At 40.9% G+C, this 25,033-nt stretch carries 24 protein-coding genes; 4 read left to right on the forward strand and 20 right to left on the reverse strand.

Features of this window, described 5'->3' with window-relative positions; genetic code table 11:
- Positions 1-21: 21 nt before the first annotated feature.
- The 15 genes from ilvA to FC093_RS14955 form a co-directional block, all read right to left on the reverse strand.
- Complete coding sequence (gene ilvA, locus FC093_RS14890; RefSeq protein ID WP_137262596.1) at positions 22-1,278, reverse strand: threonine ammonia-lyase; 1,257 nt, start codon at positions 1,276-1,278, stop codon at positions 22-24.
- A 17-nt stretch (positions 1,279-1,295) separates the two neighbouring features.
- Positions 1,296-1,721: a type II toxin-antitoxin system VapC family toxin gene (locus FC093_RS14895; protein WP_137262597.1), complete on the reverse strand. Its 426-nt coding sequence runs from the start codon at positions 1,719-1,721 to the stop codon at positions 1,296-1,298.
- The gene (locus FC093_RS14900) at positions 1,711-1,953 is read right to left on the reverse strand and encodes a DUF6364 family protein (RefSeq protein WP_137262598.1); all 243 of its coding nucleotides are present in this window, start codon (positions 1,951-1,953) and stop codon (positions 1,711-1,713) included. Before FC093_RS14900 ends, FC093_RS14895 begins: the two co-directional genes overlap by 11 nt.
- 155 nt (positions 1,954-2,108) lie before the next feature.
- On the reverse strand, positions 2,109-3,158 hold the full coding sequence (ilvC, locus tag FC093_RS14905) for a ketol-acid reductoisomerase (RefSeq protein ID WP_137262599.1): 1,050 nt from the start codon (positions 3,156-3,158) through the stop codon (positions 2,109-2,111).
- A gap of 175 nt (positions 3,159-3,333) precedes the next feature.
- Positions 3,334-3,921: an acetolactate synthase small subunit gene (gene ilvN, locus FC093_RS14910; RefSeq protein ID WP_137262600.1), complete on the reverse strand. Its 588-nt coding sequence runs from the start codon at positions 3,919-3,921 to the stop codon at positions 3,334-3,336.
- A 116-nt stretch (positions 3,922-4,037) separates the two neighbouring features.
- Positions 4,038-5,777 (reverse strand): biosynthetic-type acetolactate synthase large subunit, encoded by a 1,740-nt coding sequence (ilvB, locus tag FC093_RS14915; RefSeq protein ID WP_137262601.1) that lies wholly within the window; start codon positions 5,775-5,777, stop codon positions 4,038-4,040.
- Positions 5,778-5,984: 207 nt separating this feature from the next.
- The gene (gene ilvD, locus FC093_RS14920) at positions 5,985-7,748 is read right to left on the reverse strand and encodes a dihydroxy-acid dehydratase (protein WP_137262602.1); all 1,764 of its coding nucleotides are present in this window, start codon (positions 7,746-7,748) and stop codon (positions 5,985-5,987) included.
- Positions 7,749-7,922: 174 nt separating this feature from the next.
- On the reverse strand, positions 7,923-9,038 hold the full coding sequence (gene leuB, locus FC093_RS14925; protein WP_137262603.1) for a 3-isopropylmalate dehydrogenase: 1,116 nt from the start codon (positions 9,036-9,038) through the stop codon (positions 7,923-7,925).
- 29 nt (positions 9,039-9,067) lie between these two features.
- Positions 9,068-10,564 carry an ATP-binding cassette domain-containing protein gene (locus tag FC093_RS14930; protein WP_137262604.1) on the reverse strand — a complete coding sequence of 499 codons (1,497 nt, stop codon included), beginning with the start codon at positions 10,562-10,564 and terminating at the stop codon, positions 9,068-9,070.
- A gap of 31 nt (positions 10,565-10,595) precedes the next feature.
- Positions 10,596-11,189, reverse strand: coding sequence for a 3-isopropylmalate dehydratase small subunit (leuD, locus tag FC093_RS14935; RefSeq protein ID WP_137262605.1), 594 nt, complete (start codon positions 11,187-11,189; stop codon positions 10,596-10,598).
- Between the two features lie 22 nt (positions 11,190-11,211).
- The gene (locus tag FC093_RS14940; RefSeq protein WP_170971104.1) at positions 11,212-11,646 is read right to left on the reverse strand and encodes a DinB family protein; all 435 of its coding nucleotides are present in this window, start codon (positions 11,644-11,646) and stop codon (positions 11,212-11,214) included.
- Positions 11,647-11,672: 26 nt separating this feature from the next.
- Positions 11,673-12,434 (reverse strand): class I SAM-dependent methyltransferase, encoded by a 762-nt coding sequence (locus FC093_RS14945; RefSeq protein ID WP_137262607.1) that lies wholly within the window; start codon positions 12,432-12,434, stop codon positions 11,673-11,675.
- A gap of 43 nt (positions 12,435-12,477) precedes the next feature.
- On the reverse strand, positions 12,478-13,878 hold the full coding sequence (leuC, locus tag FC093_RS14950) for a 3-isopropylmalate dehydratase large subunit (protein ID WP_137262608.1): 1,401 nt from the start codon (positions 13,876-13,878) through the stop codon (positions 12,478-12,480).
- 63 nt (positions 13,879-13,941) lie between these two features.
- Entirely contained in the window at positions 13,942-14,100 is a 159-nt protein-coding gene (locus tag FC093_RS23790; RefSeq protein WP_170971105.1) for a hypothetical protein, read from the reverse strand.
- Between the two features lie 29 nt (positions 14,101-14,129).
- A complete protein-coding gene (locus tag FC093_RS14955; RefSeq protein WP_137262609.1) occupies positions 14,130-15,293 on the reverse strand; it encodes a 2-isopropylmalate synthase in 1,164 nt (387 codons plus the stop codon).
- A gap of 198 nt (positions 15,294-15,491) precedes the next feature.
- On the opposite strand from FC093_RS14955, the gene FC093_RS14960 reads away from it, so the two are divergent.
- The 4 genes from FC093_RS14960 (at position 15,492) to FC093_RS14975 (ending at position 20,407) form a co-directional block, all read left to right on the forward strand.
- The gene (locus tag FC093_RS14960; RefSeq protein WP_137262610.1) at positions 15,492-17,042 is read left to right on the forward strand and encodes a hypothetical protein; all 1,551 of its coding nucleotides are present in this window, start codon (positions 15,492-15,494) and stop codon (positions 17,040-17,042) included.
- 112 nt (positions 17,043-17,154) lie between these two features.
- A complete protein-coding gene (gene rpsP, locus FC093_RS24460; RefSeq protein ID WP_137262611.1) occupies positions 17,155-17,604 on the forward strand; it encodes a 30S ribosomal protein S16 in 450 nt (149 codons plus the stop codon).
- Positions 17,605-18,054: 450 nt separating this feature from the next.
- Positions 18,055-19,914: an ABC transporter ATP-binding protein gene (locus FC093_RS14970; protein WP_137262612.1), complete on the forward strand. Its 1,860-nt coding sequence runs from the start codon at positions 18,055-18,057 to the stop codon at positions 19,912-19,914.
- Between the two features lie 85 nt (positions 19,915-19,999).
- The gene (locus tag FC093_RS14975) at positions 20,000-20,407 is read left to right on the forward strand and encodes a DUF3276 family protein (RefSeq protein WP_137262613.1); all 408 of its coding nucleotides are present in this window, start codon (positions 20,000-20,002) and stop codon (positions 20,405-20,407) included.
- A gap of 328 nt (positions 20,408-20,735) precedes the next feature.
- Here the strand turns inward: FC093_RS14975 and FC093_RS14980 are convergent, their stop codons facing one another.
- From FC093_RS14980 to FC093_RS15000, 5 genes are all read right to left on the reverse strand, one after another.
- A complete protein-coding gene (locus FC093_RS14980; protein ID WP_137262614.1) occupies positions 20,736-22,157 on the reverse strand; it encodes a Glu/Leu/Phe/Val family dehydrogenase in 1,422 nt (473 codons plus the stop codon).
- Positions 22,158-22,316: 159 nt separating this feature from the next.
- Entirely contained in the window at positions 22,317-22,547 is a 231-nt protein-coding gene (locus FC093_RS14985; RefSeq protein ID WP_137262615.1) for a CcmD family protein, read from the reverse strand.
- A complete protein-coding gene (ccsA, locus tag FC093_RS14990; protein ID WP_206106582.1) occupies positions 22,534-23,223 on the reverse strand; it encodes a cytochrome c biogenesis protein CcsA in 690 nt (229 codons plus the stop codon). Before ccsA ends, FC093_RS14985 begins: the two co-directional genes overlap by 14 nt.
- 438 nt (positions 23,224-23,661) lie before the next feature.
- The gene (locus FC093_RS14995) at positions 23,662-24,324 is read right to left on the reverse strand and encodes a heme exporter protein CcmB (protein ID WP_137262616.1); all 663 of its coding nucleotides are present in this window, start codon (positions 24,322-24,324) and stop codon (positions 23,662-23,664) included.
- 67 nt (positions 24,325-24,391) lie between these two features.
- A complete protein-coding gene (locus tag FC093_RS15000; protein ID WP_137262617.1) occupies positions 24,392-24,961 on the reverse strand; it encodes a thymidine kinase in 570 nt (189 codons plus the stop codon).
- Between the last annotated feature and the right edge of the window lie 72 nt (positions 24,962-25,033).

Consider the following 25,033-nt stretch of genomic DNA (forward strand, 5'->3'; position numbering starts at 1 on the left):
TTGTTTGTTTTTTATACTGGCTTACACCAAATATCCAAACAATGTATCATTCTTATTCAGCTCTGTAAAATCAACATTATATTGCTTCATTTTATGAATTAATGCCTGGTAATCATCTTTTACCTGTAGTTCAATACCTACGAGTGCGGGGCCGCTTTCCTTATTGGTTTTTTGCATGTATTCAAAGCGTGTAATATCATCTGTTGGTCCTAATACAAAATTTAAAAATTCGCGCAACGCGCCGGGCCTTTGTGCAAAATTGATTAGGAAATAGTGCTTTAAACCTTCGTATTGCAATGAGCGTTCTTTTATCTCCGGCATGCGGTCTATATCGTTGTTGCTGCCACTTACAATGCAAACTACTGTTTTGCCCTTAATAGCTTCTGAATAATCGTCTAATGCGGCAATAGACATAGCACCAGCAGGTTCTACCACAATAGCATCTTCGTTGTACAGTTTTAAAATAGTGGTGCATATTTTACCTTCCGGTACCAGGTGCATGTCGTCCAGCACTTCTTTGCAAATGCTATAAGTCAAATCGCCAATGCGCTTAACTGCCGCACCATCTACAAATCGATCAATATTGTCCAGTGTTACCGGGTGTCCGGCTTTTAACGCGGCAAGCATACTGGGCGCACCTTCCGGCTCCAGTCCAATGATTTTAGTATTGGGTGAATATGTTTTAAAATAAGTGCCTACGCCCGATGCCAGGCCACCACCGCCGATAGGAACAAACACATAATCTACACTTTGCAAATCTTCCAATATTTCCATACCTACCGTTGCCTGCCCTTCAATAATGCGGCAATCATCAAACGGCGGAATAAAGGTCATGCCATGCTCTACCGTATATTGTTTGGCAGCAATAGCGCAATCATCAAAAGTATCGCCCACCAGTTTTATTTCTACCTTGTCCTCTCCAAACATTTTAGTTTGATTGATCTTTTGCTTGGGCGTAATGCCCGGCATAAATACCACGCCTTTTACATTCAGTTTTTTGCAACTGTATGCAAAACCCTGTGCATGGTTGCCGGCACTTGCGCATACCACACCTTTTGCCAATTGCTCTGCCGGCAGGCTGCTCATCATATTGTAAGCACCACGCAATTTGTAGCTGCGTACTACCTGCAAATCCTCACGCTTGAGATATACATTCGCTTTATATCGGCGCGATAAATTGAGGTTGAGCATTAATGGCGTATGCGTAGCTATATTCTTCAAACGCTCGGCAGCAGCGGTGAAGTTTAAAAAAGGAGCTGTGTTGGAAGTTGTTGTCATTCGATGTATAAATATTTTTAACTCAGGAAATGCTCAATAAATTCTTTGGGGTGAATGATAGGTAATGGTGATAAAGCAAATTTTTTCAATGGTTTATCTCTAGATATGAAATAGTCAAGGTTGTGATGCAATGCAGCGTAATACTGTAATGAATCCTCTACATCCGGCATATCTGATTTTAATGCTTGCTGAACAACTATAAACGGAACATCAATGGTTTTGACATCTGTTAAAAAAGATAACAGCATTTTCTTTGTAATATCAATCCCGTGCGATTTTTTTAAGAAATAGCCGGCAATGTGTACAATTATTGGTGTAATACAGGCGTGCAACCTTCCGTCAATTACATGTTGCATAATCTCCTTTGCATTTGTATACCCAATATCCCGCTGTAACGTAAAATCAAGAACTATGTTTACATCTAAAAAAATGTTAGAAGCCATACTTTTTTCTGTTTTCTTCGTAGTAAGTTTTTTTCAAATCTATATCCGGGTCAATATTCGGCTTCGGTAGTGATTCAATCAGGTCTATAATGGATTCTTTCTTTGGCTCTTTTGTAATTTTTGAAAAATATTCTTCTACTATCTGCGATATACTTTTTTGTTTCTTTTCAGCGTACACCCTCACTTTATCAAGCAGTTCTTCGTCAACTGTTAAGTTTAATCTCGCTTTCATAGTATAAAAATACGCATAAATGAGAATGATGCGTATCGGTGCTTCTTTGCTAAACAGGAAGTAGAATCTTACAACAGAGTAACACCACTATCATAGTTCTGCAGTTTGCCTCAAAACACAAAATAGCCGCCCACCGGCGGCTATTTTTACAAGTACTATTGTTGATTTTCTGGTCTTAGGCTTCTTACTGTTTTGCCTGCCTGCCACATTTCACTTTCGCGTAATTCTTTCAGTTCTTCATTCAGTTTTTCACGATAGTCCGACTGGCTATTGCTATCTATACTGCGCTGACTTTCTTTGCCCGCAGCTACACTTTCGTATAGTTCATTGAATACCGGCTGTGTAGCATCTCTAAACTTCTTCCACCAGTCCAGTGCACCACGCTGTGCAGTAGTGCTGCAGTTGGCATACATCCAGTCCATACCATTTTCTGCTACGAGCGGCATCAGGCTTTGCGTAAGCTCTTCCACGGTTTCGTTAAACGCTTCAGAAGGGGAATGCCCATGATCGCGCAACACCTGATATTGTGCTGCAAAAATGCCCTGAATAGCACCCATCAGTGTGCCGCGTTCGCCGGTTAAGTCGGAAAATACTTCCTTTCTGAAATCAGTTTCAAACAGGTAGCCGCTGCCTACTGCAATGCCTAAGGCAATCACACGGTCACGAGCTTTGCCGGTAGCATCCTGAAAAATGGCAAAGCTGCTGTTTAAACCTCTGCCTTGCAAAAACATACGGCGTAAAGAAGTGCCGGAGCCTTTGGGTGCCACCAAAAATACATCTACATCTTTTGGTGGAATAATACCAGTTTGCTCATTGAATGTGATGCCAAAGCCATGTGAAAAATACAGTGCTTTGCCGGGCGTTAAATGCTTTTTTACAGTTGGCCATAATTCAATTTGGGCGGCATCGCTCAGCAGGTAGCAAATAATAGTGCCGCGCTCCAGGGCTTCTTCAATTTCAAACAAGGTTTCGCCCGGCACAAAGCCATCGGCAACGGCTTTGTCCCATGTTTTAGAGTTTTTGCGCTGACCAACAATTACATTGATGCCATTGTCACGTTGGTTGAGCGCCTGACCGGGGCCCTGCACACCATATCCTATTACTGCTACTGTTTCATTTTTCAGGACTTCCTGTGCTTTGCTAAGCGGGAATTCTTCGCGTGTTACTACGTTTTCTTCCACGCCCCCGAAGTTTAATTTTGCCATTTGGTTAAATTTAGATAACTGATTCTACTGGTTTTATTTTGATAATAATTGAACTGATAAATTAGACTTTAACAATGATTTACTAAGGATTAACTGGTTATACTGATGCGTTAGAAAATGTTTATCAGCCGGATCGGCATGTCATCAGTATAATCGCTATTCAAGAGCAAAACTATTACATGGTAAACACTTTATCTCTCTCGTTGAGATATTCATTTTCAGCCACGCTTTCGCCGGGTTGCAATTGTTCAAATTCTTTAAGTTTATCGTGAAAGCCACTGCTGCTTTTAATAATAGCAACACGCGCACTACGCACAAATTCAATTAAACCATACGGCTCTAAAGCTTTTATAAGTCCTTCTGTTTCTTCGCGATGACCGGAAGTTTCAAATACGGTGTAATCGTTACGAATCACCACAGCGCGTGCACCATATTTGCGCAGCAATCTTTCAACCACTACTTTTTCGGCAATTACATTGGTAGGTACTTTATACAACGCCAGCTCCTGCCAGATGATTTCTTCGTTGGTATTGTAATAGGCTTTCAACACTTCTACCTGCTTTTCTATTTGCCGGCACAGTTTCTTCACTACGTCTTCTGTTTCTGTAATAACGATGTTGAAGCGGTGCACACTTTCTATCTCTGAAGGAGAAGTATTTAAACTATCTACGTTGATTTTCCTGCGCGAAAAAATAATGGCAATGCGATTAAGCAAGCCAATCTGGTTTTCGGTATAAACGGTTAATGTGAATTCTTTTTTCATGCCCCTAACCCCTGAAGGGGGATTTTTAAACTCCAAAATTCTTTGAGAGCTTTAGTTAATAATAAATGTTTAATTGAAGATGCTGTTTGCCTTACTCCCCTTTAAGGGATGGGACTTTACTTCAACCTTATCTCACTCACACTGCAACCTTGCGGCACCATCGGGAATACATTGTTTTCTTTACCTACAATTACTTCCAATAAATAAGCGCCTTTATGGTTCAGCATTTCACTTAAAGCATCCTTTAAATCTGCACGGTTGGATATGCTTCTGCCGGGAATATTATATGCTTTTGCAACTGTAACATAATCGGGACTGGCTATGTCAACAAAGGAGTAACGCTTATCGTTGAATAACTGCTGCCACTGCCGTACCATACCTAGAAAATGATTGTTGAGAATCAGGATCTTTACATCCACCTCGTTTTGCATAATGGTGCCTAATTCCTGTATGGTCATTTGAATACCGCCATCGCCAGCAATCGTAATCACTGTTCTTTCGGGAGCACCAAACTTGGCACCAATAGCAGCCGGCAATGCAAAGCCCATAGTGCCTAAACCACCCGAAGTAATATTGCTCCTGGTTTGATTAAACTTCACATAGCGGCAGGCTACCATCTGGTGCTGACCAACGTCGGTAACAATAATGGCATTGCCGCCGGTAAGCTCGTTCATTACTTTGATTACTTCGCCCATCGTCATAATTTCGGTAGATGGGTTTTGTTCTTCAAAAATTACTTCTTCTACTTCTTTTTGCTCCAGCTCTTTAAATTTCTGTAACCATTGTGAGTGATTTTTTCGCTCCACCAACTCTGTAAGTACGGGCAACGTTTCTTTACAATCACCCCAAACAGGAATGGTTACTTTTACATTTTTATCTATTTCGGCAGGGTCAATATCTAAGTGAATGATCTGTGCTTGTTTCGCGTATTTATCCAACCTGCCGGTTACACGGTCATCAAAGCGCATCCCGATGGCAATTAGTACATCACAATCATTAGTCAGTACGTTGGGTGCATAATTGCCGTGCATACCTAACATACCCACATTCAGCGGATGGCTGGTAGGTATAGCACTCTCACCCAAAATAGTCCATGCTGCAGGAATACCGCTTTTTTCTATAAATGCCTGAAATTCTTTTTCAGCTCCACCCAATATCACGCCTTGTCCCCAAATAACAAATGGCTTTTGAGCTGCATTAATGAGCTTAGCCGCTTGTTCAATGTATTCTTTGCGTACGATTGGCTTTGGACGATAGCTGCGCAAATGCTCCATTTTGGTATAACCGCTATACTCAAACTTTTGCAACTGCGCATTTTTAGTGATATCAATTAATACAGGTCCTGGCCTGCCGGTTTGGGCAATATGAAAAGCTTTTGCCATTACCGAAGGAATTTCAGTGGCATCCGTTATTTGGTAGTTCCATTTGGTAACAGGCGTAGTAATATTAATCACATCGGTTTCCTGAAAAGCATCAGTACCTAAGAGATGTGCAAACACCTGCCCGGTAATACATACCAGTGGCGTACTATCTATCTGCGCATCAGCCAGCCCGGTCACCAGGTTAGTTGCACCGGGGCCGCTGGTGGCAAATACTACGCCCACTTTGCCCGATGCACGCGCAAAGCCTTGTGCCGCATGAATGCCCCCTTGCTCGTGGCGAACGAGGATGTGTTTTAATTTTTCATTGTAATCGTACAAGGCATCATAGATGGGCATAATGGCGCCGCCCGGATAGCCAAATATGGTTTCTACACCTTCGGCAATAAAGGCTTCCAATACTGCCTGCGACCCACTGATAGTAGTGGTTTTGTTGCTTACGGCTGGTTGTTCTTTTTGTATTGCAAGAGTTTCCATAAACTCAGATTTTTATTTTTAAACGACTTATTTGAATGAACCTTTCTTTTCATTGATTTACCATACAGCATTAATTGTTTGCTGTACAAAAAATTGTACTAAAAATTGCTGCTGACTCGCTCATTTGATTTTACTAAAAGAATCGGTGCAGTTGCTTTTATACTTAAGGTTATAAATCGTGTTGTCATTTTAAAACAGTTAACTTAATTACGCTTCATCCGTTACACAACCTTCGGCTGCGGTTTTTACGCATTTAGCGTATTTGTATAAAATACCTTTTGTTGCTTTCAAAGGTGGCTGCTTCCATGCTGCTTTGCGCATGGCTATTTCTTCATCACTTACTTTTAAAGTTATGGTGTTTTTAATCGCATCAATTTCTATAATATCATTGTCTTTTACCAAACCAATTAAACCACCTTCATAAGCTTCCGGTGTAATGTGCCCCACTACAAAACCGTGCGTACCACCACTAAATCTACCATCGGTAATTAAAGCAACAGATTTACCCAAACCAGCGCCGATAATAGCGCCGGTGGGCTTTAGCATTTCCGGCATACCAGGCGCACCTTTGGGACCAATGTTGCGGATAACCACCACATCACCTGCATGTACTTTGCCATTTTGCAAACCTTCTATCAGGTGATGCTCGCCGTCAAATACGCGGGCCGTTCCTTCAAAACGTTCGCCTTCTTTACCGGTTATTTTGGCCACGCTGCCGCCTTCAGCAAGATTGCCATAAAGTATTTGCAAATGCCCGGTTGCTTTAATAGGATTTTCTAACGAATGAATAATGTCTTGTTTTTCAAAATCCAAATCCGGTGCATCCGCTAAGTTTTCTGCTACGGTCTTGCCGGTTACGGTAAGGCAATCACCATGCAGCAAACCTTTGCTTAATAAATATTTCATTACAGCAGGCACGCCGCCATATTGATATAAATCTTCCATCATATACTTGCCACTCGGCTTAAAGTCTGCCAGCATCGGCACTTTATTGCTGATAGCCTGAAAGTCATCTTGTGTAAGCGGAATATCCACACTTTTTGCTATGGCAATGAGGTGCAATACAGCATTGGTACTTCCACCCAACACCATCACCACTGTAATCGCATTTTCAAATGCTTTACGTGTCATGATATCTTTGGGCTTAATATCTTTTTCGAGTAACAATTTAATAGCTTTTCCTATAGCCTCACATTCCTTTTGTTTGTCTTTGCTCAACGCTGGATTAGAAGAGGAGTTAGGTAAACTCATTCCCAAAGCTTCAATAGCGCTCGCCATTGTATTGGCAGTGTACATGCCGCCACAAGCACCTGCACCCGGGCAAGCGTGACGGATAATACCTTTAAAATCGGCTTCATCCAGATTGCCTGCCAATTTTTGTCCTAATGCTTCAAAAGCAGAAACAATGTTTAGGTTATCCTGTCCTTTGTAATGCCCCGGAGCAATGGTGCCGCCATACAACATAATAGAAGGACGGTTCAATCTGCCCATTGCCATAATAGAACCGGGCATGTTTTTATCGCAGCCTGGAATGGTAATTAACGCATCATAATATTGCGCGCCGGCATTTGTTTCAATACTATCGGCAATTACGTCGCGGCTTACCAAGCTGTAGCGCATACCATCTGTTCCCATGCTAATGCCGTCGCTTACGCCAATAGTATAAAAGCGAAGCCCAAGCAACTCCTTCTGTTCATTTACACTTTTGCGAACGGCGGTTGCAAGGTCGTTTAGGTGCATGTTGCAGGGATTACCATCCCAACCCATGCTTGCAATTCCAACCTGTGCTTTATTAAAATCTTCTTCTTTAAAACCAATGGCATAATACATGGCCTGCGCGGCGGGCTGCGTTACATCCTGCGTTAAAATTCTGGAGTATTTATTCAATGCATGAGACTGTGCAATAGCTGCATTTTCATCTACTGTTGGTGCTTCGTTGATATTGCTGGTGTCTATCTGATCGTGCTTCATTTGTTATGTTTTTTGACCACTGAGTTAAAGAGGTTGAAGCACAGCGTTTATAAGCGTTTTTTATTAAAGCTGTGTTACGCTGTGCAATTACTTTGTTTACGCTGTGGTTTTCTAAAATTCAATTCCTGTTTATTTTAAAAGCTTTATTCAATTTTATTTATTCTCAAATCTCCGCTATATAATCGTGCTTTTGCTAAGTGCAATATTTTGCCTGTTCACATCAGAAGGTAATTTATTTTCAATAAAATCTCTTATCAAATCGCCGATAGTTGATGTTGAATAGTTGTTGATAGGGTCAATGTCTTTTGTTACAAAACCACTTTGCAATGTCCAGGCAACGGCATTGCGTACTACCTGCGCTTCATTGTACATTTCAAAATGATCGAGCATCATAGCGGCTGACAGAATGGAGCCGATTGGATTGGCAATGTCTTTACCTGCTGCTTGCGGGTAGCTGCCGTGAATGGGCTCAAACAAAGCGGTACCTTTGCCAACAGAAGCAGATGGCGCCAGGCCCAAGGAGCCGCTCAACACGCTGGCTTCGTCGCTGATGATGTCGCCAAACATGTTTTCCGTAAGAATTACATCAAACTGTTTGGGATTGAGAATAATTTGCATAGAGGCATTATCCACAAACATATAATCTACTGCTACATCAGCATATTGCGATGCTAACTGCTGCACTACTTTGCGCCACAGGCGGGAGGTTTCCAGCACATTGGCTTTATCTACCAGTGTCAGTTTTTTTCTTCTTTGCTGTGCGTTTTTAAAAGCTAAGTGCGCAATGCGTTCTATTTCTTCTATTGTATAAACACAATCATCAGAGGCTTGTGTACCTTCTTTATTCAACGTTTTTTTGCCAAAGTAAATACCGCCTGTCAGCTCGCGATAAATCACCATATCCACGTCTTCCAAAGCTTTGCTTTTTAACGGCGATAAATGATGCAGTGAAGGATAAATAGTAATTGGGCGAATGTTGGCAAATAATTGCAACGATTTGCGCAGCTTTAGCAAGCCCTGCTCCGGACGCACCTTTGCAGTTGGGTCGTTATCATATTTAGGATGACCAATTGCGCCAAATAAAACGGCATCTGTTTTTAAGCAGGATTCTACGGTCTCATCGGGTAATGGATTACCGGTTTTATCAATAGCATCGGCACCCATTAACTGGTAAGAATAAGTAAACTGGTGCCCGTATTGTTCGCCAATAGCATTTAATACTTTGATAGATTGTTGCGTTACTTCGGGTCCAATGCCATCGCCGAGTATAACTGTAATATTTTTTTTCATAAGAGCCTTATCCGTATCAGGATTAAATTTTATAAAGGTTGTAGAAATGCTTCCATTTGTTTTTCTACTGAATACAATTTTTGCTTTCCTCCATTCAACTCCAGCACATGGTCTATGCAGGGCGGTATTTCATTTTCATAATGGCTCACATAAATCAATGTTTTATCCAGCCGCTCGCACAAGTCATTCACCAGTTGCACGAAACTATCTTTTTGGTCATCGTCCAATCCCTGACAAGGCTCGTCCAGAATGAGTAAAGGTGGATTTTTTACTAAGGCTCTTGCCAGTAATACTAACCGTTGCGTGCCGGATGATAAAGTGCTTAATGGTTTGTCTTGTACAGCAGAAAGCTGTAAAAAATCAAGCCATTGCTGTACTAACATTTGCTGTTGACCGGTTAACTTTTTAAATAAGCCAATTGTATCAAAAAAGCCGGATGCTACAGCGTTGTAGCAGGTAGTTCCTTTATCAAAGAAAGCATGTAACTCAGGTGAAACATAGCCCGCTTTCTGCTTAATATCCCAAATGCTCTCACCACTGCCACGGCGCTTATCAAACAGGTAAATTTCGTTTTTGTAGGCTTGCGGGTTATCTCCGTTGATAAGACTTAGCAAGGTAGATTTTCCTGCACCATTGTGCCCGCGAAGCAGCCATTTTTCACCTCTTTTTACCTGCCAGTTGATGTTGTGCAAAATGGTTTTATCCCCATAGCTCACTGTTGCATTTTTCATCAACACAGCATGTTCAAATTCACTTTCATTTTCTGCCAATGGGGCTTCCTCAAGGTTATAATAATGAGTTTGATGATGTGTTATTCCATCTTGGTCAAAAGATTCTTTCGCCTCAAATTCCTCCAGCTTACCTTGTTCTAAGTAAGCGATGTGTGTAATGCAATCGGGAACTTCATGCGCGTCTGTGATAATGATAAGTTGAGTGCCGTTTGCTGCAATGTTATTAATAATATGATTCAGTTGCCGGCGTGCGCCTTTATCCAGGCCAACGAATGGCATATCTAATATTAAAATCTGCGGCGGTGCCAGTAAACCCTTAATTAATTGAAATCGCTTATGCTCGCCGCTCGACAGTTGAATAATCGGTGCATCTTTACGATGATACATGCCTAATTGTTGCAGCCATTCTTTAATTTTTGCTTCTGCATTTAGATGATGTAAAGCCACTTGCTGCAGCTCCTGCATTACGGTCAACGCATCAGCAGCATCAAAACTGTTAAAACGTTGCTGATAATAAAAATCTGAAACGTTGGACAGGTTCTTAAACTGGTATCGCTGCTCAATCAACTGTACTTTGTGCAGTAATGAAGAGTCATTGTTATAATTGATTTCAATGCTGCCCTTAGCAAACAACTGACCCGCCAGTACTTTTGCCAAGGTAGTCTTTCCGCTGCCCGATGGTCCTACAATTGCGAGGTGTTCATTGGGTGTTAATTCAAATGAAACATGCTGCAATACAGGATTACCCTGCAGTGTAACGGAAATATTATTTGCTATAATTGATGATGAAAACATACGCCTCGAATCCTATTTAGGTTTAATCAATTTATTTTTGCAATTCAAACTGTTCTATTTCTTTTTTCATGCTCAACAGGTAGTCAATATCATCGTATCCATTGAGTAAACAGGTTTTTTTATAACTGTTAATATCAAAGCTTTCCTGCTCGCCGGCAGATAATATTTTAATATATTGTTCCGGTAAATTCACTTCTACTTCTGTAGTGTGGTCTTCTTCTACGGCAGTAAAAATCTTATCTAAAAAAGCATCGCTTACTGTTACCGGCAACAAGAAGTTGTTTAATGCATTGTTCTTAAAAATATCGGCAAAAAAGCTGCTGACTACTACATCAAAACCATAGTCCTTAATGGCCCATGCAGCGTGCTCGCGACTACTGCCACAGCCAAAGTTTTTGGCAGCAACCAAAATTCTGCCGCTGTAAGTTGGGTTATTTAAAACAAAATCTTCTTTTGGCTGATTTTCATCGTTGCTTTGGTAACGCCAATCACGAAACAGATTTTTACCAAAGCCTTCCCGGCTCGTAGCTTTCAGGAAGCGTGCCGGGATAATCTGGTCCGTATCTATATTCTCAATATGAATAGGAACGACTGTTGAGGTAATGATATTGATGTTTTTGCTCATAAATAATTAAAATGAAAATAATTTAAACCAAATGTTTCATAGCCATTGCATATCCATAATGCAAGCCATCGTGCACCGATGAAAATTTAATGGCATCCTCAAGCGTATCTAACTGCACTCCAAAACTCGTAGTGTACCGTTTGAAATTGGTGAATGCCCCCATTCTATAATCTTCAAAAAATGTTTCCTGCGCCTGCTCGAAGTTTTGCTTAATCTTTTCAAACTCCTCCGCACTTACAAACGCTTCCGGCTTTGAAAACCTTCTGTAACACTTTATAAAGTCTTCATCCAGATTTGGGATTAAGCCGGATAATCTATAAAATATCACCTGTTGTGTTGCTAATAAATGTGCAAAATTCCAGATAAGATTGTTGTTAAGCCCTGTAGGAATTGTATTCAATTGTTCTGTTGTCAGGCCATCAAGCAATCGCACGAAATTGATTCTTGTTTTTTGCATGATGTCAAAATATTTCTCCATACTGTTTATTCCTTAATTGTCTTTACTCTCAGGCGTACATAATCTCCGTACCAGGAGCCATTTTTATAATTGGTTGGTCGTAAAATTTCAACAGCACGATTAATAATTGCTTCCTTTTCTTCCGGCGAAATTTGAGTAAAGAAAAAAGTGCAGAACTGAATGATCCAGTTCCTCATTCCATCCTCACCCTGTAATACCGTAGGCCTTTTAAAACAGGCAACATCGGTGACCGTAAAGCCTGCCTGCTCAAGTAATTTTGTTTGCTCTGCAACAGAAGGAAAGTAATTAGAAACAGCAGGAATTTTATCTTTCAAGCGCCCTTCTTCCATTGCTTTTTTAACAGCATTGTGAATACTTTCGATGTTGTGTTTACCACCCATTTCAAACACAAATCTTCCACTCTCTTTCAAACTATTATAAATACATTGCAATGCCTTCAACTGATCATTAATCCAATGCAAAGTGGCGTTTGAAAAAGCTGCATCAAAGGGCTCATCAAACGAGAAGTTGGTAGCATCTTTTACAAAGAACTGTATGTGCGAAAATTGCTGCTTTGCCTTATTGATCATTTGTTCAGAAGCATCTATACCAATAATGGTGGCTCCCGATTTACTCAATTCATTAGTCAGTTCACCAGTGCCGCAACCCACATCCAAAATGCGTTCTCCTTCTTTCGGTTGCAACCATCCAATCAGATCTTCACCGTACTTAAAAACGAAGTTGTGTTTGGTGCTGTATAAATCGGCATTCCAGTTTACTTCCGGCACTTGCTATTGTTTTATTCTCAATGATTAATTGAACTATTTGCGCTTATTGCTCCTGCAACATTTCTCTCACATCTGTAACTACACCTGTAACGGCTGCTGCAGCTGCTGTTAATGGGCTTGCCAGCATGGTGCGTGCATTTGGTCCCTGGCGTCCTTCAAAGTTTCTGTTGCTGGTAGAAATGCAATATTTACCAGCAGGTATCTTATCTTCATTCATACCTAAGCAAGCCGAGCAGCCGGGTTGACGAAGCATAAATCCTGCTTCTTCAAATATCCTGTCAATTCCTTCTTCCACCGCCTGTTTTTCTACCTGTTTACTGCCGGGCACTACCCATACTTCTACATTGTCGGCTTTCTTTTTACCTTTTACAAAAGAAGCTACCATGCGCAAATCTTCTATGCGGGCATTGGTGCAACTGCCAATAAATACATAATCCACTTTATGTCCTTTCAGTACCTCACCGGGCTGCAAGCCCATATAGTGAAGCGACTTTTCAAAAGATGCTTTTTCTGCCACTTCATTTAGCTCCGGTACATGACCACTAATACCAATGCCCATACCCGGATTGGTACCATAAGTAATCATCGGCTCTATGTCTTCGGCTCTGATGTTCAATTCTCTATCAAATACGGCATCTGCATCGCTGTACAATGTTTTCCAGTATTCTGCTGCTTTATCCCACTCTTCCCCTTTAGGTGCAAACAGGCGACCTTGCATGTAGTTGAAAGTCGTTTCGTCAGGCGCTATCATACCACCGCGTGCCCCCATTTCAATGCTCATGTTGCATATCGTCATGCGTCCCTCCATACTCAGGCTGCGGATAGCACTGCCGGCATATTCTACAAAATAACCCGTGGCGCCACTGGCAGAAATTTGAGAGATAATGTATAAAATAATATCTTTTGAAACCACGCCCTTATTTAATTCACCATCTACATTAATGCGCATCAGTTTAGGTTTGCTTTGCATAAGGCATTGCGTGGCCAACACCATTTCTACTTCGCTTGTTCCAATACCAAAAGCAATTGCACCAAAAGCGCCGTGTGTAGAAGTATGGCTGTCGCCGCACACGATGGTCATTCCGGGTTGCGTAATGCCCAGCTCGGGACCAATAATATGTACAATGCCTTGAAAGGGATGACCTAAACCATACAGTTCGATGCCAAATTTTTCGCAATTATCCTTTAATGTTTGCACCTGTATTCTAGACAGTTCCTCCTTAATTGGCAGGTGCTGATTAAGCGTAGGTACATTATGGTCGGCAGTGGCTACCACTTGCTTTGGGCGAAAAACGGGCAAACCTCTCTGTTCCAGGCCTTTAAAGGCTTGCGGGCTGGTTACCTCATGTATAAAGTGTTTATCAATATACAATACCGAAGGACCACCTTCAATGTTTTTTACCACGTGCTTTTCCCAAATCTTATCAAATAATGTTTTAGCCATTTATTTTGAATATTCTATGTTTTATCTACTGTGTTTATCAATTTAGGCCTTATTATTTTAGACCTACTTTAGTCGTTTAAGCATTTCCTTAAACTCCTGTGTTTTAAGTTGAGCTTCCAGTTCTGTCCCGGTTTTTTCTGTCTTATTTTCTCTCTCTTGATTACTTAATTCCTGATGCTGATGATAGGCTTCCTCTCTCATTTTCTTTACTGCTTTTTCCATAGGATGTATTTTTATAATAAATAATTTACTTACACGGCTGTGCTGTTAAATTCATCAGCCAGTTCCTTCAAATCACTGTCTTCTACTTCTTTTTTGCTGTCAGCTACTTCCAAAAATTGCTCGTATAATACATCAATTTCGTTGCGTGTAAACTGATAACCTAATTTATGAAAACGATGTGCTAGTGCGCTGCGGCCGCTACGTGCCGTTAAAACAATTTTACTGTGATCAGCGCCCACATCTTCAGGATTGATAATTTCGTAAGTAGTTGCTTCTTTTAAGAAACCATCCTGGTGAATGCCGGATGAATGCGAGAACGCATTGGCACCAACTATCGCTTTATTGCTTTGTACCGGCATACGCATCGTATCAGAAACGAGCCTGCTTATTGGATTTAGTTTCCTGGTATTGATATTCGTATGAAGATTCAAAGACTTATGTTGCTGAATGATCATGACGACTTCTTCCAGAGAAGTATTGCCGGCACGTTCACCAATGCCATTAATCGTGCATTCTATTTGCCTTGCACCATTCATAGCACCAAAAATAGAATTGGCAGTTGCCAAGCCTAAATCGTTATGGCAGTGGCACGATAAAATGGCTTTATCCACATTAGGAACATTGTTCTTTAAATAGGCAATTTTTTCACCGTATTGGTTGGGCAGGCAATAGCCGGTAGTATCCGGAATATTTACCACTGTTGCGCCGGCAGCAATAACGGTTTCAACCAGTTTTGCCAGAAATTCATTATCGGCCCGGCCGGCATCTTCGCAAAAGAATTCTACGTCATCCACTAAGTTGCGCGCCAGTTTGGTAGCTTTTGTAGCACGCTCCAGAATGTCTTCGCGCGAAGTGTTGAACTTATGTTTAATGTGAATATCAGAAGAACCAATGCCTGTATGAATACGCGGGCGAACCGCATACTTCAGCGCTTCTGCTGCACATTCAATATCTTTTTGTACGGCGCGTGTTAAGCCGCAAACAGTGGCATTTTTAATTACTTTGGCGATCGCTTCCACCGAAGCAAAATCGCCGGGACTGGAAATAGGAAAGCCGGCTTCAATAATATCTACACCCAGATCTTCCAGCGCCAGTGCCAGTTCAATTTTTTCCTTCGTATTCAACTTACAGCCGGGCACCTGCTCGCCATCGCGCAAGGTGGTGTCAAAAATGAAAATCTTGTCGTTCGCCATAGAAAAGAGTATAAATTATACAAGCTGTTAAGCCTTTCCTTTGCTTGCCAAAATGTTCTTAAAACAGCCTGCATCGTCAAAAATATATTTGGGTAATTGGCAAACAAAATAAAAATATACAGATTTTTACGCTGTATAAATAAGGGTAAAGTTACTAAAAGCCTTGATAACAAAGGATTTCTACTAAGTTAATTTACAATGCCTAACAGAAGTACAGATGAACTATTTCAGCTAATAAAATCACTTGAAAAAGGAGAAAAGCGTCATTTTAAGCTTACCGTAAAGCGAAGTGATGGGGAAGATTTGAAAATCGTTACGCTCTTTGATGCGCTGGATAAAATGGAGGAATATGATGAAGTATTATTGTTAAAGAAACACAAAAGCATCAGCAAACAACAACTTTCCAATTTAAAAGCGGGTTTGTACCGGCAGATTTTAGCATCGCTCCGGCACACCAAAGATGAGGATAATATTGATATTCAGCTAAATGAGCAAATGGGCTATGCACGCATTTTGTACAACAAAGGCCTGTATCATCAAAGCCTGAGGGTGCTGAATAAGATAAAGCAAACTGCCAAAGCAGCGCATCAGCTTACTTTTCAGATGCAGGTCACTTTTTTTGAAAAAAAAATAGAAAGTCTGCACATCACACGCAGTATGGAAAACAGGGCAGAAGCATTGGCGTATGAGTCAGAGGAAATTACAACGCATTTGTCTTTACTCAATAAATTTTCCAATCTTTCGCTGCAATTGTATAGCTGGTATATAAAAATGGGGCATGCACGCGATGAAAAAGATGTAACCGCCGTAAAACTGTTTTTTGAAGCGAATTTGCCGGTTTATAATGCTGCGCAGATGGGTTTTTACGAAAAAATGTATCTCTATCAGTCTTATTGCTGGTATAACTTTATTCTACAGGATTTGCTGATGTATTACCGGTATGCGCAAAAATGGGTGGATTTGTTCAGTAAATATCCGGAGATGTTAACGATAGAAACCGGACAATACATCAAAGCGCTGCACAACCTGCTGAGTGCCCATTTCGATCTGAACAATTACGATAAATTCGCCGCAACGCTTAAGCAATTTGAGCAGTTTGCCCAATCGCCCGAAGCGGAAAGCAATGCCAACAACCGTATTCAAACCTTTGTATATTTAAATATTGCCCGCATTAACAAGCATTTTCTCAACGGTACTTTTACCGAAGGCTTGCAACTGGTGCCTTATATAGAAGAAAAACTTGAGGAATATAAGCTGCAATTGGATCGTCACCGGGTATTGGTGTTTTATTACAAAATCGCTTCCTTGTACTTTGGCAGTGGCGACAGTGCCACAGCTATTGATTATTTAAATAAAATCATCAACTGGAAAGTGGACCTGCGCACCGACCTGCAATGCTACGCACGGCTCCTGCACCTGATAGCCCACTACGAGTTGGGCAACTACGATTTACTGGAATATTTAATCAAATCCGTCTATCGCTTTATGGCCAATATGAAAAACCTGAGCGTGGTGGAAGAAGCGATTTTTAAATTTTTGCGCAAATCTTTTACCCTTAAACCCTCCCAAATAATACCTGCTTTTAAAGCTTTAAAGGAAAAATTAGAGCGTTACCAGGGCAATCCGCTGGAAGCACGCTCTTTTATGTACCTCGATGTGATTGCTTGGCTGGAATGCAAAATTCAACAAGTGCCTGTGCAACAGGTGCGTAGGCAAAAATTTCTGCAGGGAAGAAAAAAACATTGCTAATTTGAAAAATTTTTCTTATAAAGGTTTTGATTTTTTCCAGGGAAATTCTACTTTTGTCCACTAAATATTTTCGTTAACCTTATTTTCTAAGCCTTTAAATTTCTATTTAAACATGGCAGTCAAATTAAGACTACAAAGGCACGGAAGCAAAAAACGTCCCTTCTACTTTATAGTAGTAGCCGACGCCCGTGCACCGCGCGATGGTAAGTTTATCCAAAAAATCGGAACTTACAATCCACTAACTGTTCCCGCAACAATTCAGCTCGATCGTCAAAAAGCCCTGGAATGGCTGCACAAAGGTGCACAACCTACCGACACGGTGCGTCGTATCCTGTCTTTTAAAGGCGTATTGTACCTGAAGCACCTTTTAAGGGGCGTAAAGCTGGGACTGTTTGATGAAGCTACCGCTATGGTAAAGTTTCAAAAATGGCACGAAGAGCATGAAGCCGCTGTTCGTAAACGTTCCGAAGAGCATCGCAAAACGCAACGTGCCCGTAAGCAAACCCCTGTGGTAAGAAGAGTAGAGCAGGGTGGACCTGCTGCAGGAAGCAACGAAGCTTAGCCTTTTGCAGTAACCTATTAAAGTCCCGAATTCATTTTCGGGACTTTTTTATTTGATGATAAGCTAACGTATCGGTATTTGGCTTTCAGTGTGCCCTTTAAATTTGTATTTTAATAATTGATAAAGGATACTTTGTTATTACCCTTTTCTTTTTTGTTCCTTTTTTCTTTCGATGCCTGCCCCTACAAGTAGAGGAGAAAAAATGGAAAATGGAAACTATAAAATTGAAATCATTGCTGCAATACCGTTAATTATCACAGCGGATAAAGTCATTTCAAAAGTTTAATATTACTACACAGCAATTAGTATTGATTGTACCACTACACACAGGTTGCTTCGCTCCGCTTGCAATGATGGGCGAACTTCAAAATCACAACGCATTATTCACAATTAATACCCCGGCATTCACCACCCCAATAACTTACTTTTGCAAAAAGGAAAGGATACAGTTTGAAGCATTTAGCAGCACTGAATAAATATTTTTGGAAGTACCGCGTACGTTTAAGCTTAGGAGTTCTGTTTGTCGTGCTCTCCAACTTTTTTGATATTCTCAGCCCACAGTTATCGGGCTACATTATCAATATGGTTACGCACGCCATCCGGCAGAACCAGGGCATTCACGAAGTAATCAAATATGAGGAATCGGGCAATTACAACTTCCTGGTACAGTGGTTTATCAAATGGATAAACAGTAGTGCTTTTACTTATAGCAGCATCGTTATTCTTGCCGGCGTGATGCTCCTGATTATGGCCTTGCTGCGTGGCTTTTTCATGTTCCTTATGCGGCAAACCATTATTGTAATGAGCCGCCACATTGAGTACGACCAAAAGAATGAAATCTACCAGCATTACCAGCAACTCAATACCAACTTCTATAAAACACACAGCACCGGCGATATGATGAACCGGGTTGCCGAAGATGTAAGCCGTGTGCGCATGTATGCCGGCCCGGCTATTATGTACACCATCAATTTGGTAACTACTATTATCTTTTGTTTGTTTTACATGTTTAAGCAAAATGCTTCGCTTACATGGCTGGTATTATCACCTTTACCCATACTTGCTATTACCATTTACGTAGTGAATAATGTCATTCACAAGAAAAGTGAGATTGTTCAACGCTCTCTTTCCGACCTTACAACTAATGCGCAGGAATCATATAGTGGCATTCGTGTGATCAAATCCTTTGGCCAGGAAAAAAATATGCTCGGTTTTTTTAAGAAGAACAGCGAAGAATATCGCCGCAATACAGTAAGCCTTTCCAAGCTGGAAGCTATTTATTTCCCCAGCATGACGCTGATGATCGGCTTAAGTACATTAATAGCAATTTTATCCGGCAGTTTACAGGTATTGCATGGAATGATGCCAGGCGTAATTGTAGAGTTTGTTTTATATATCAACAAATTAACTTTCCCGGTAAGCGCCATTGGCTGGACAGCCAGCATGATTCAGCGTGCTTCTGCCTCGCAAAAACGCATCAACGAGTTTTTACAAACCCAATCACCTATTACTGAGCCGGAAAAACCAGTAACACCTGTACTCAACGGTAACATCGTTTTTGATGATGTATCCTTTACTTATCCGCACACCGGCATACAGGCGCTCAGACATTTTAGTCTTGCCATCAAAGAAGGAGAGAAGGTATTGATATTGGGTAAAACCGGTAGTGGAAAGTCCACCATTGCACAGTTGTTATTGCGTTTTTATGATGTAGATGAAGGGAAAATTTTGCTGAATGGCGAAAACATTAAAAGCATTCCATTGCGCTATTTGCGCGAGCACATCAGCTATGTACCGCAGGATGTTTTTTTGTTCAGCGATGATATAACTTCCAACATTAATTTCGGATTGACACATGCCGCCGAAGCTGCCGATGTGCAGGAAGCTGCTAAATACGCCAGCGTGCACAACGAAATAAACAATCTGCAACATGGTTACCAAACCCTCGTAGGTGAGCGTGGTGTAACGCTCAGCGGTGGCCAGAAACAACGCATTTCTATTGCACGCGCTTTGATGAAAGGCGCCTCTATCATGTTGTTTGACGATTGCCTGAGTGCTGTAGATTCTAAAACCGAACATGATATTGTAAATAACCTGCGACAATACTTACAGGATAAAACGGCTATCATTATTACACACCGCATTTTTACGGCCCTGAATTTTGACAAGATTGTTGTGTTGCAGGATGGAAAAGTATTAGAAAAAGGTACACACGAGCAGTTGATAAAGCAGAACGGTGAATATGCAGAGTTGTATAATCTGCAAATGAATACCGAGCAAACCGCACAGGCAACAACCGAATTTCAATAAAAAATATTGTGCAAAATTTTGGTGGTATCAAAACAACGTTATATTTGTGCGACAATTTTTTTATATAAACCAAAATATCTGAGCTGTGGCTTACGAAAATAACGATAAAAAGATGGAAAGCGTTTATAGCAAACGTATCAGAGCCGGAAAAAGAAGAACTTATTTTTTTGATGTAAGAGCTACACGCGGCAACGATTATTATCTTACTATTACCGAGAGCCGTAAACGTTTTAACGATGATGGCTATGACAGGCACAAGATTTTTTTGTACAAAGAAGATTTTAATAAATTCTGTAAAGCGTTGGGCGAAGCTGTGGATTATGTAAAAACCGATTTGATGCCCGATTTTGATTTTGATGCGTTCAACCATGAATATCCTGAGCCAGTTTCAGAGGAAGTACATTTGGATGGCAATGGTATTGATGGCGTGGCTACTGAGGTTGTAAAACCGGCAGCTACTACGCACTCTAGTGAAGATGTAGATAAATGGTAGTGTAAATAGTTGATTACGTTATTATTTTAAATACTATTGGCTGCTTCATACGAGGCAGCCTTTTTTATGATTTCCTCTTAAGCTATACATAAAACTATCATTGCATAAACTTTTGTATTCTGAAATCTGCTTTCATCATTGGCAATGATTTATTCTAAATACAGATTCTGCATAAATCCGCCGTTTATTGTAAATAGTTCATCCGGAGTATTGGCGACAATTGCGGAATGAGGTGGCACTTTATTTCAATTCACTTTTGAAAGAGTACTTAAATAAAAGCGCCTTTTGCGAATGTAAAGGCGCTTTCGTAATATGCTGTTACAAGACTTTATGGAAAAATACCCAACTCAGCATAAGAAGTGCCTACCTTGTTGATAGCTACCACATAAGCGGCGGTGCGCATATCGGGGATACTGGGATTGGCATGCCAGGCATCCATTATTTCGCGGGTAGCTTCTACCATCGTTTCTTCCAGTCCACTATGCACCAGGTCAGACTCTGAAGGTCCGTGTTCTATAAACTTTTTTTCTCTGGCACTTACATTTCTGCCCGTCAGTTCTTCTATTTGTCCTAAAATATGTTTATTCATATTCTCGGTAAAACGTTTTTCCATACGACCGTAACGCACATGGCTCAAATTTTTCAGCCATTCAAAATAGGAAACCGTTACACCGCCGGCATTCAGGTACATATCGGGAATTACAATAATACCTTTCTTAATCAATATTTCATCGGCTTCCGGCGTAAGTGGCCCGTTGGCAGCTTCGCCAATAAGTTTTGCTTGTATGCGTGGTGCATTCTCACCATTAATTACATTCTCCAATGCAGCAGGTATCAGTATATCACATTCCATTTCCAGTGCATCGGCACTTTTTACAATATTGGTAGCGCCCGGAAAATTGAAAATAGAACCATTCTTCCTTCTATGTTGAAATACCTCCTCTTCATTCAATCCATCTTCATTAAAAACGGCCCCTTCGTACTCTGCAATTGCAATTACCTTAGCACCATGCTCGCGAAAGAATCTGGCGGTATGATAGCCCACATTACCCAAACCTTGTACTACTACACGTTTGCCTTCCACACCTACACTCATTCCCAGGCGCTCCATTATTTCGGGCATGCTGCATACTTCGCGCACACCATAAAAAACGCCTAAACCAGTGGCTTCTTTGCGGCCGCGTACGCCACCTTGTGTTACAGGTTTTCCGGTTACACAACCCATAGCATCCACTTCGCCGGGGCGCATGGTCACATACGTATCCATTATCCATGCCATCTCACGCTCACCGGTGCCGTAGTCGGGTGCAGGCACATCAATGCCTGGTCCTATAAAATTTTTCTTTACCAGTTCGGAAGTATAACGACGGGTTATTTTTTGCAGCTCAAAAGCACTGTAATTACGCGGGTTAATTTTAATACCACCTTTAGCGCCGCCAAAAGGCACATTTACAATAGCGCACTTATACGTCATCAGTGCAGCAAGCGCCATTACTTCATCCTGGTTTACTTCTTCGCTAAAGCGGATACCGCCTTTGCATGGTTCTTTGTGATGCGAATGTTGCACGCGATAAGCTTCTATTACTTCTATCTCCCCATTATCGCGGCGGATAGGGAAATGCATTTGATACACTGCATTGCACACTTTTATTTGCTGGAGCAAGCCGGGTTCCCACCTGGTATAACTGGATGCTTTATCAAAGCTCTTTGTTACACTGTCAAAAAAACTATAGTGCTTTTGTTTAGACATTGAACTTATATTTTAAAAAGAATGAATCGTTAGAATGATCTTATGACTGTATTGTAACAGTGCCATTAATATAGCTACATGCAAGGCCCATTGGCAAGCATTCTTACATTTAAAATTGAACTATAATAGCAAGCAATTTTTATACCTTAGATACAACAACTACTTATTGTTGTTTTTTTCCAGTTTTGTTATCTTTCTGTCTAAATTTACCAGATATATAAACAAGCCAACTACTATTACCACTATTACTGCAACCACCACATAAATCTTTCCATTGCTTCTCATAAAATCCGTTGGTTCTTCCTGTTGCATGTTCATAGGTTGTGCAAAAGAAAGCAGTGTAAATATGCAAAGAGATAAAGTCAGTACGGCACGCTTAAGCTTGTTCATGTATCAATAATTGTTTTTCCTGGTAAATACGAAATCTTATACGAAGCGTTGTAATCCATACGCCCAGCAGCGTCCAGCCAATAATAGCAGGATACCATACGAGGCGCATGTTGGCATCCAAATCGGCAGGGTTAAGGCCTGGATTGCCTTCGCTGCCTTGTCCGCCGGGGTGCAGCGATTCTTGCATTCTGGGTAAAATAAAGAATAAAGGTATGGTCATGCAAAACGCAAAAATGTTATATACTGCACTTACTTTACTCCGCTTATCTATATCGGTCATAGAGCCGCGCAGTATGAAATAAGCAAAGTAAATAAGAATGCCTATTACAGCATATATCTGTTTAGGATCGCCGCTCCACGGAGCACCCCACTGGTAGTTGGCCCATATCATGCCGGTAATAAAACCGAGTGTGCCAAACAGTGTACCCGAACGCGCATATTCCAGTGAATAATAGTCGTGTATTGGGTTTTGCGAGCGCAAATATTTAAGCGCATACACCACCGAAACAATAAACAGTACCATCATGGTCATCCACATGGGCACATGGAAAAACAGGTTGCGCACCGATTGATGCATCCTGTCGTCCAGCACCGGAATTTTAACCAGAAACCCTGCAATGCAGGTATAAAGGAGCAGTATAAAAGCCAGCCATTTCCACCAGGGTTTGCGAATCATAACAGAGATTTGTTTTTAAGAAAACAGAAGATATGTTTTCTGTATGCGCCGCAAAATTAGGGGAAAGCTGTTATACAAACGGATGTTAGTTTTTAAAATAATATAAATAAGAATAATTGTTTTTTATGAATAAAGAAATAAAGGTATAAGGAACTATACGCTGCTAAAATCATAGCTTAAGGCTTAGTTCAATATCATTCAGTTAAGCTCTAGAGAATTTCCTGTTTATAACATATAAAGTGTAAAGATATGTTGAGCTGCATCAGAGCTTCCTCGTATGGGGAGCTTCCGATGGGGTCTGCTGAAGTTTATTGCGAGTTTTTTATAAACAGGTGCTCTTATCGGAGCTACTATTTTTAACTAAATAACTTTGAACTAAAGCCCTGAGTTGCTGTAAGCAAATACACTTTGCAATTTCTGTTCAGTTAATTATAGTGTTTAATCTTTCCATAAAAAAGGAAACAGGATAATAGCCAATACTACCACCATTGCATCAAACGCTACCAGCAAGCCGCACATCTGCCATAAGCCAGATTGTACGATAGAAGAGAAGGCAATCATGGATATTTTGCTAAGCAACAGCAATTGCGGAATAATAATAGGGAAACCCATAATAGCCATTAAGGCTGCCTGTTGCTGCGCTTTGGCTGCAATGGCTGCCAGAAAACTAAACGTAAGACTTAAGCCAATACCGCCCAAGCAACTAATGCCTGCAAAGCGTAAAAAGCTGTGCAACGGATTACCGAAAAAAAGTAGGAACATAACCAAAGAAAGCAAGCTCATTAAAAGCATCAGCAGCGCATTGAAGATAAGCTTGGCAAGGATGAATTGCCTGGCGCCGGCAATGGAATAAAAATACAACATACGGCCTCTGTTTTCCTGCAAAAAACTTTTGGCTACTGCATTTACACACACAAATAATTGTATTACCCAAAACAAACTGTTCCATACCGTATCCTCGGGTGTGCCCATGGTGAGGTACACTACAAATATGGTAGAGGCCACATACAAAGCAATGCCGTAAAAGGTATATTGCTGCCGCACTTCCAGCAGTATATCTTTTTTTACAAGCGTAATAATATGGTGGTATTTATTGGTCAAAAGAAAAAGTATTAATTAATGAATTAATGATAAATGTTTTAGTGTAAATGCTTTAAATACAAGATATTTATACCTCTTCGTAATAGCATTTGCGGCAGCGCGGCTCATATACATCGGTTTCGCCCAGCAATACTTGTCCGCCCTGCGCCGTTTTGCGGTAAGAATAAGAAGCAATGTTGCCGCATCGCACACATATTGCATGTAGCTTGGTGATGTAATCTGCAATTGCCAATAAAGCGGGCATTGGTCCAAAAGGTCTGCCTTTATAATCCATATCTAATCCTGCCACAATCACACGGATGCCCCTGGCAGCCAGTTTTTCGCATACAGAAACAATTTCGGGGTCAAAAAACTGTGCTTCATCTATGCCTACCACATCCACATGACTGGCATACAACAAAATGGTTTGTGAATTTTCGATAATGGTAGATGAAATGCTGTTGGCATCATGGCTTACCACATCTGTTTGGTGATAACGGTTGTCAATGGCAGGCTTATAAATTTCGATACGCAGGTTAGCAATTTTAGCACGCCGCAAACGGCGTATCAGCTCCTCGGTTTTTCCGCTGAACATAGAGCCGCAAATTACTTCTATCCATCCTCTTTGAGCGCCGTTAATGGAGGGTTCAATAAACATTCTTAAAACTTATTCGTGCAAAAAAAATCCTTACTACCTTAGCCCACTAATTTTAACTACCAAAAGTATAGC

Source organism: Ilyomonas limi (assembly GCF_005233845.1).
Classification (GTDB): Bacteria; Bacteroidota; Bacteroidia; order Chitinophagales; family Chitinophagaceae; genus Ilyomonas; species Ilyomonas limi.

What these genes read in the sequence shown, in the direction of transcription:
- ilvA (WP_137262596.1), bottom strand. Translation starts at nt 1,278, where the DNA reads ATGACAACAACTTCCAACACAGCTCCTTTTTTAAACTTCACCGCTGCT.
- FC093_RS14895 (WP_137262597.1), bottom strand. Translation starts at nt 1,721, where the DNA reads ATGGCTTCTAACATTTTTTTAGATGTAAACATAGTTCTTGATTTTACG.
- FC093_RS14900 (WP_137262598.1), bottom strand. Translation starts at nt 1,953, where the DNA reads ATGAAAGCGAGATTAAACTTAACAGTTGACGAAGAACTGCTTGATAAA.
- ilvC (WP_137262599.1), bottom strand. Translation starts at nt 3,158, where the DNA reads ATGGCAAAATTAAACTTCGGGGGCGTGGAAGAAAACGTAGTAACACGC.
- ilvN (WP_137262600.1), bottom strand. Translation starts at nt 3,921, where the DNA reads ATGAAAAAAGAATTCACATTAACCGTTTATACCGAAAACCAGATTGGC.
- ilvB (WP_137262601.1), bottom strand. Translation starts at nt 5,777, where the DNA reads ATGGAAACTCTTGCAATACAAAAAGAACAACCAGCCGTAAGCAACAAA.
- ilvD (WP_137262602.1), bottom strand. Translation starts at nt 7,748, where the DNA reads ATGAAGCACGATCAGATAGACACCAGCAATATCAACGAAGCACCAACA.
- leuB (WP_137262603.1), bottom strand. Translation starts at nt 9,038, where the DNA reads ATGAAAAAAAATATTACAGTTATACTCGGCGATGGCATTGGACCCGAA.
- FC093_RS14930 (WP_137262604.1), bottom strand. Translation starts at nt 10,564, where the DNA reads ATGTTTTCATCATCAATTATAGCAAATAATATTTCCGTTACACTGCAG.
- leuD (WP_137262605.1), bottom strand. Translation starts at nt 11,189, where the DNA reads ATGAGCAAAAACATCAATATCATTACCTCAACAGTCGTTCCTATTCAT.
- FC093_RS14940 (WP_170971104.1), bottom strand. Translation starts at nt 11,646, where the DNA reads ATGCAAAAAACAAGAATCAATTTCGTGCGATTGCTTGATGGCCTGACA.
- leuC (WP_137262608.1), bottom strand. Translation starts at nt 13,878, where the DNA reads ATGGCTAAAACATTATTTGATAAGATTTGGGAAAAGCACGTGGTAAAA.
- FC093_RS23790 (WP_170971105.1), bottom strand. Translation starts at nt 14,100, where the DNA reads ATGGAAAAAGCAGTAAAGAAAATGAGAGAGGAAGCCTATCATCAGCAT.
- FC093_RS14955 (WP_137262609.1), bottom strand. Translation starts at nt 15,293, where the DNA reads ATGGCGAACGACAAGATTTTCATTTTTGACACCACCTTGCGCGATGGC.
- FC093_RS14960 (WP_137262610.1), top strand. Translation starts at nt 15,492, where the DNA reads ATGCCTAACAGAAGTACAGATGAACTATTTCAGCTAATAAAATCACTT.
- rpsP (WP_137262611.1), top strand. Translation starts at nt 17,155, where the DNA reads ATGGCAGTCAAATTAAGACTACAAAGGCACGGAAGCAAAAAACGTCCC.
- FC093_RS14980 (WP_137262614.1), bottom strand. Translation starts at nt 22,157, where the DNA reads ATGTCTAAACAAAAGCACTATAGTTTTTTTGACAGTGTAACAAAGAGC.
- FC093_RS14985 (WP_137262615.1), bottom strand. Translation starts at nt 22,547, where the DNA reads ATGAACAAGCTTAAGCGTGCCGTACTGACTTTATCTCTTTGCATATTT.
- ccsA (WP_206106582.1), bottom strand. Translation starts at nt 23,223, where the DNA reads ATGATTCGCAAACCCTGGTGGAAATGGCTGGCTTTTATACTGCTCCTT.
- FC093_RS15000 (WP_137262617.1), bottom strand. Translation starts at nt 24,961, where the DNA reads ATGTTTATTGAACCCTCCATTAACGGCGCTCAAAGAGGATGGATAGAA.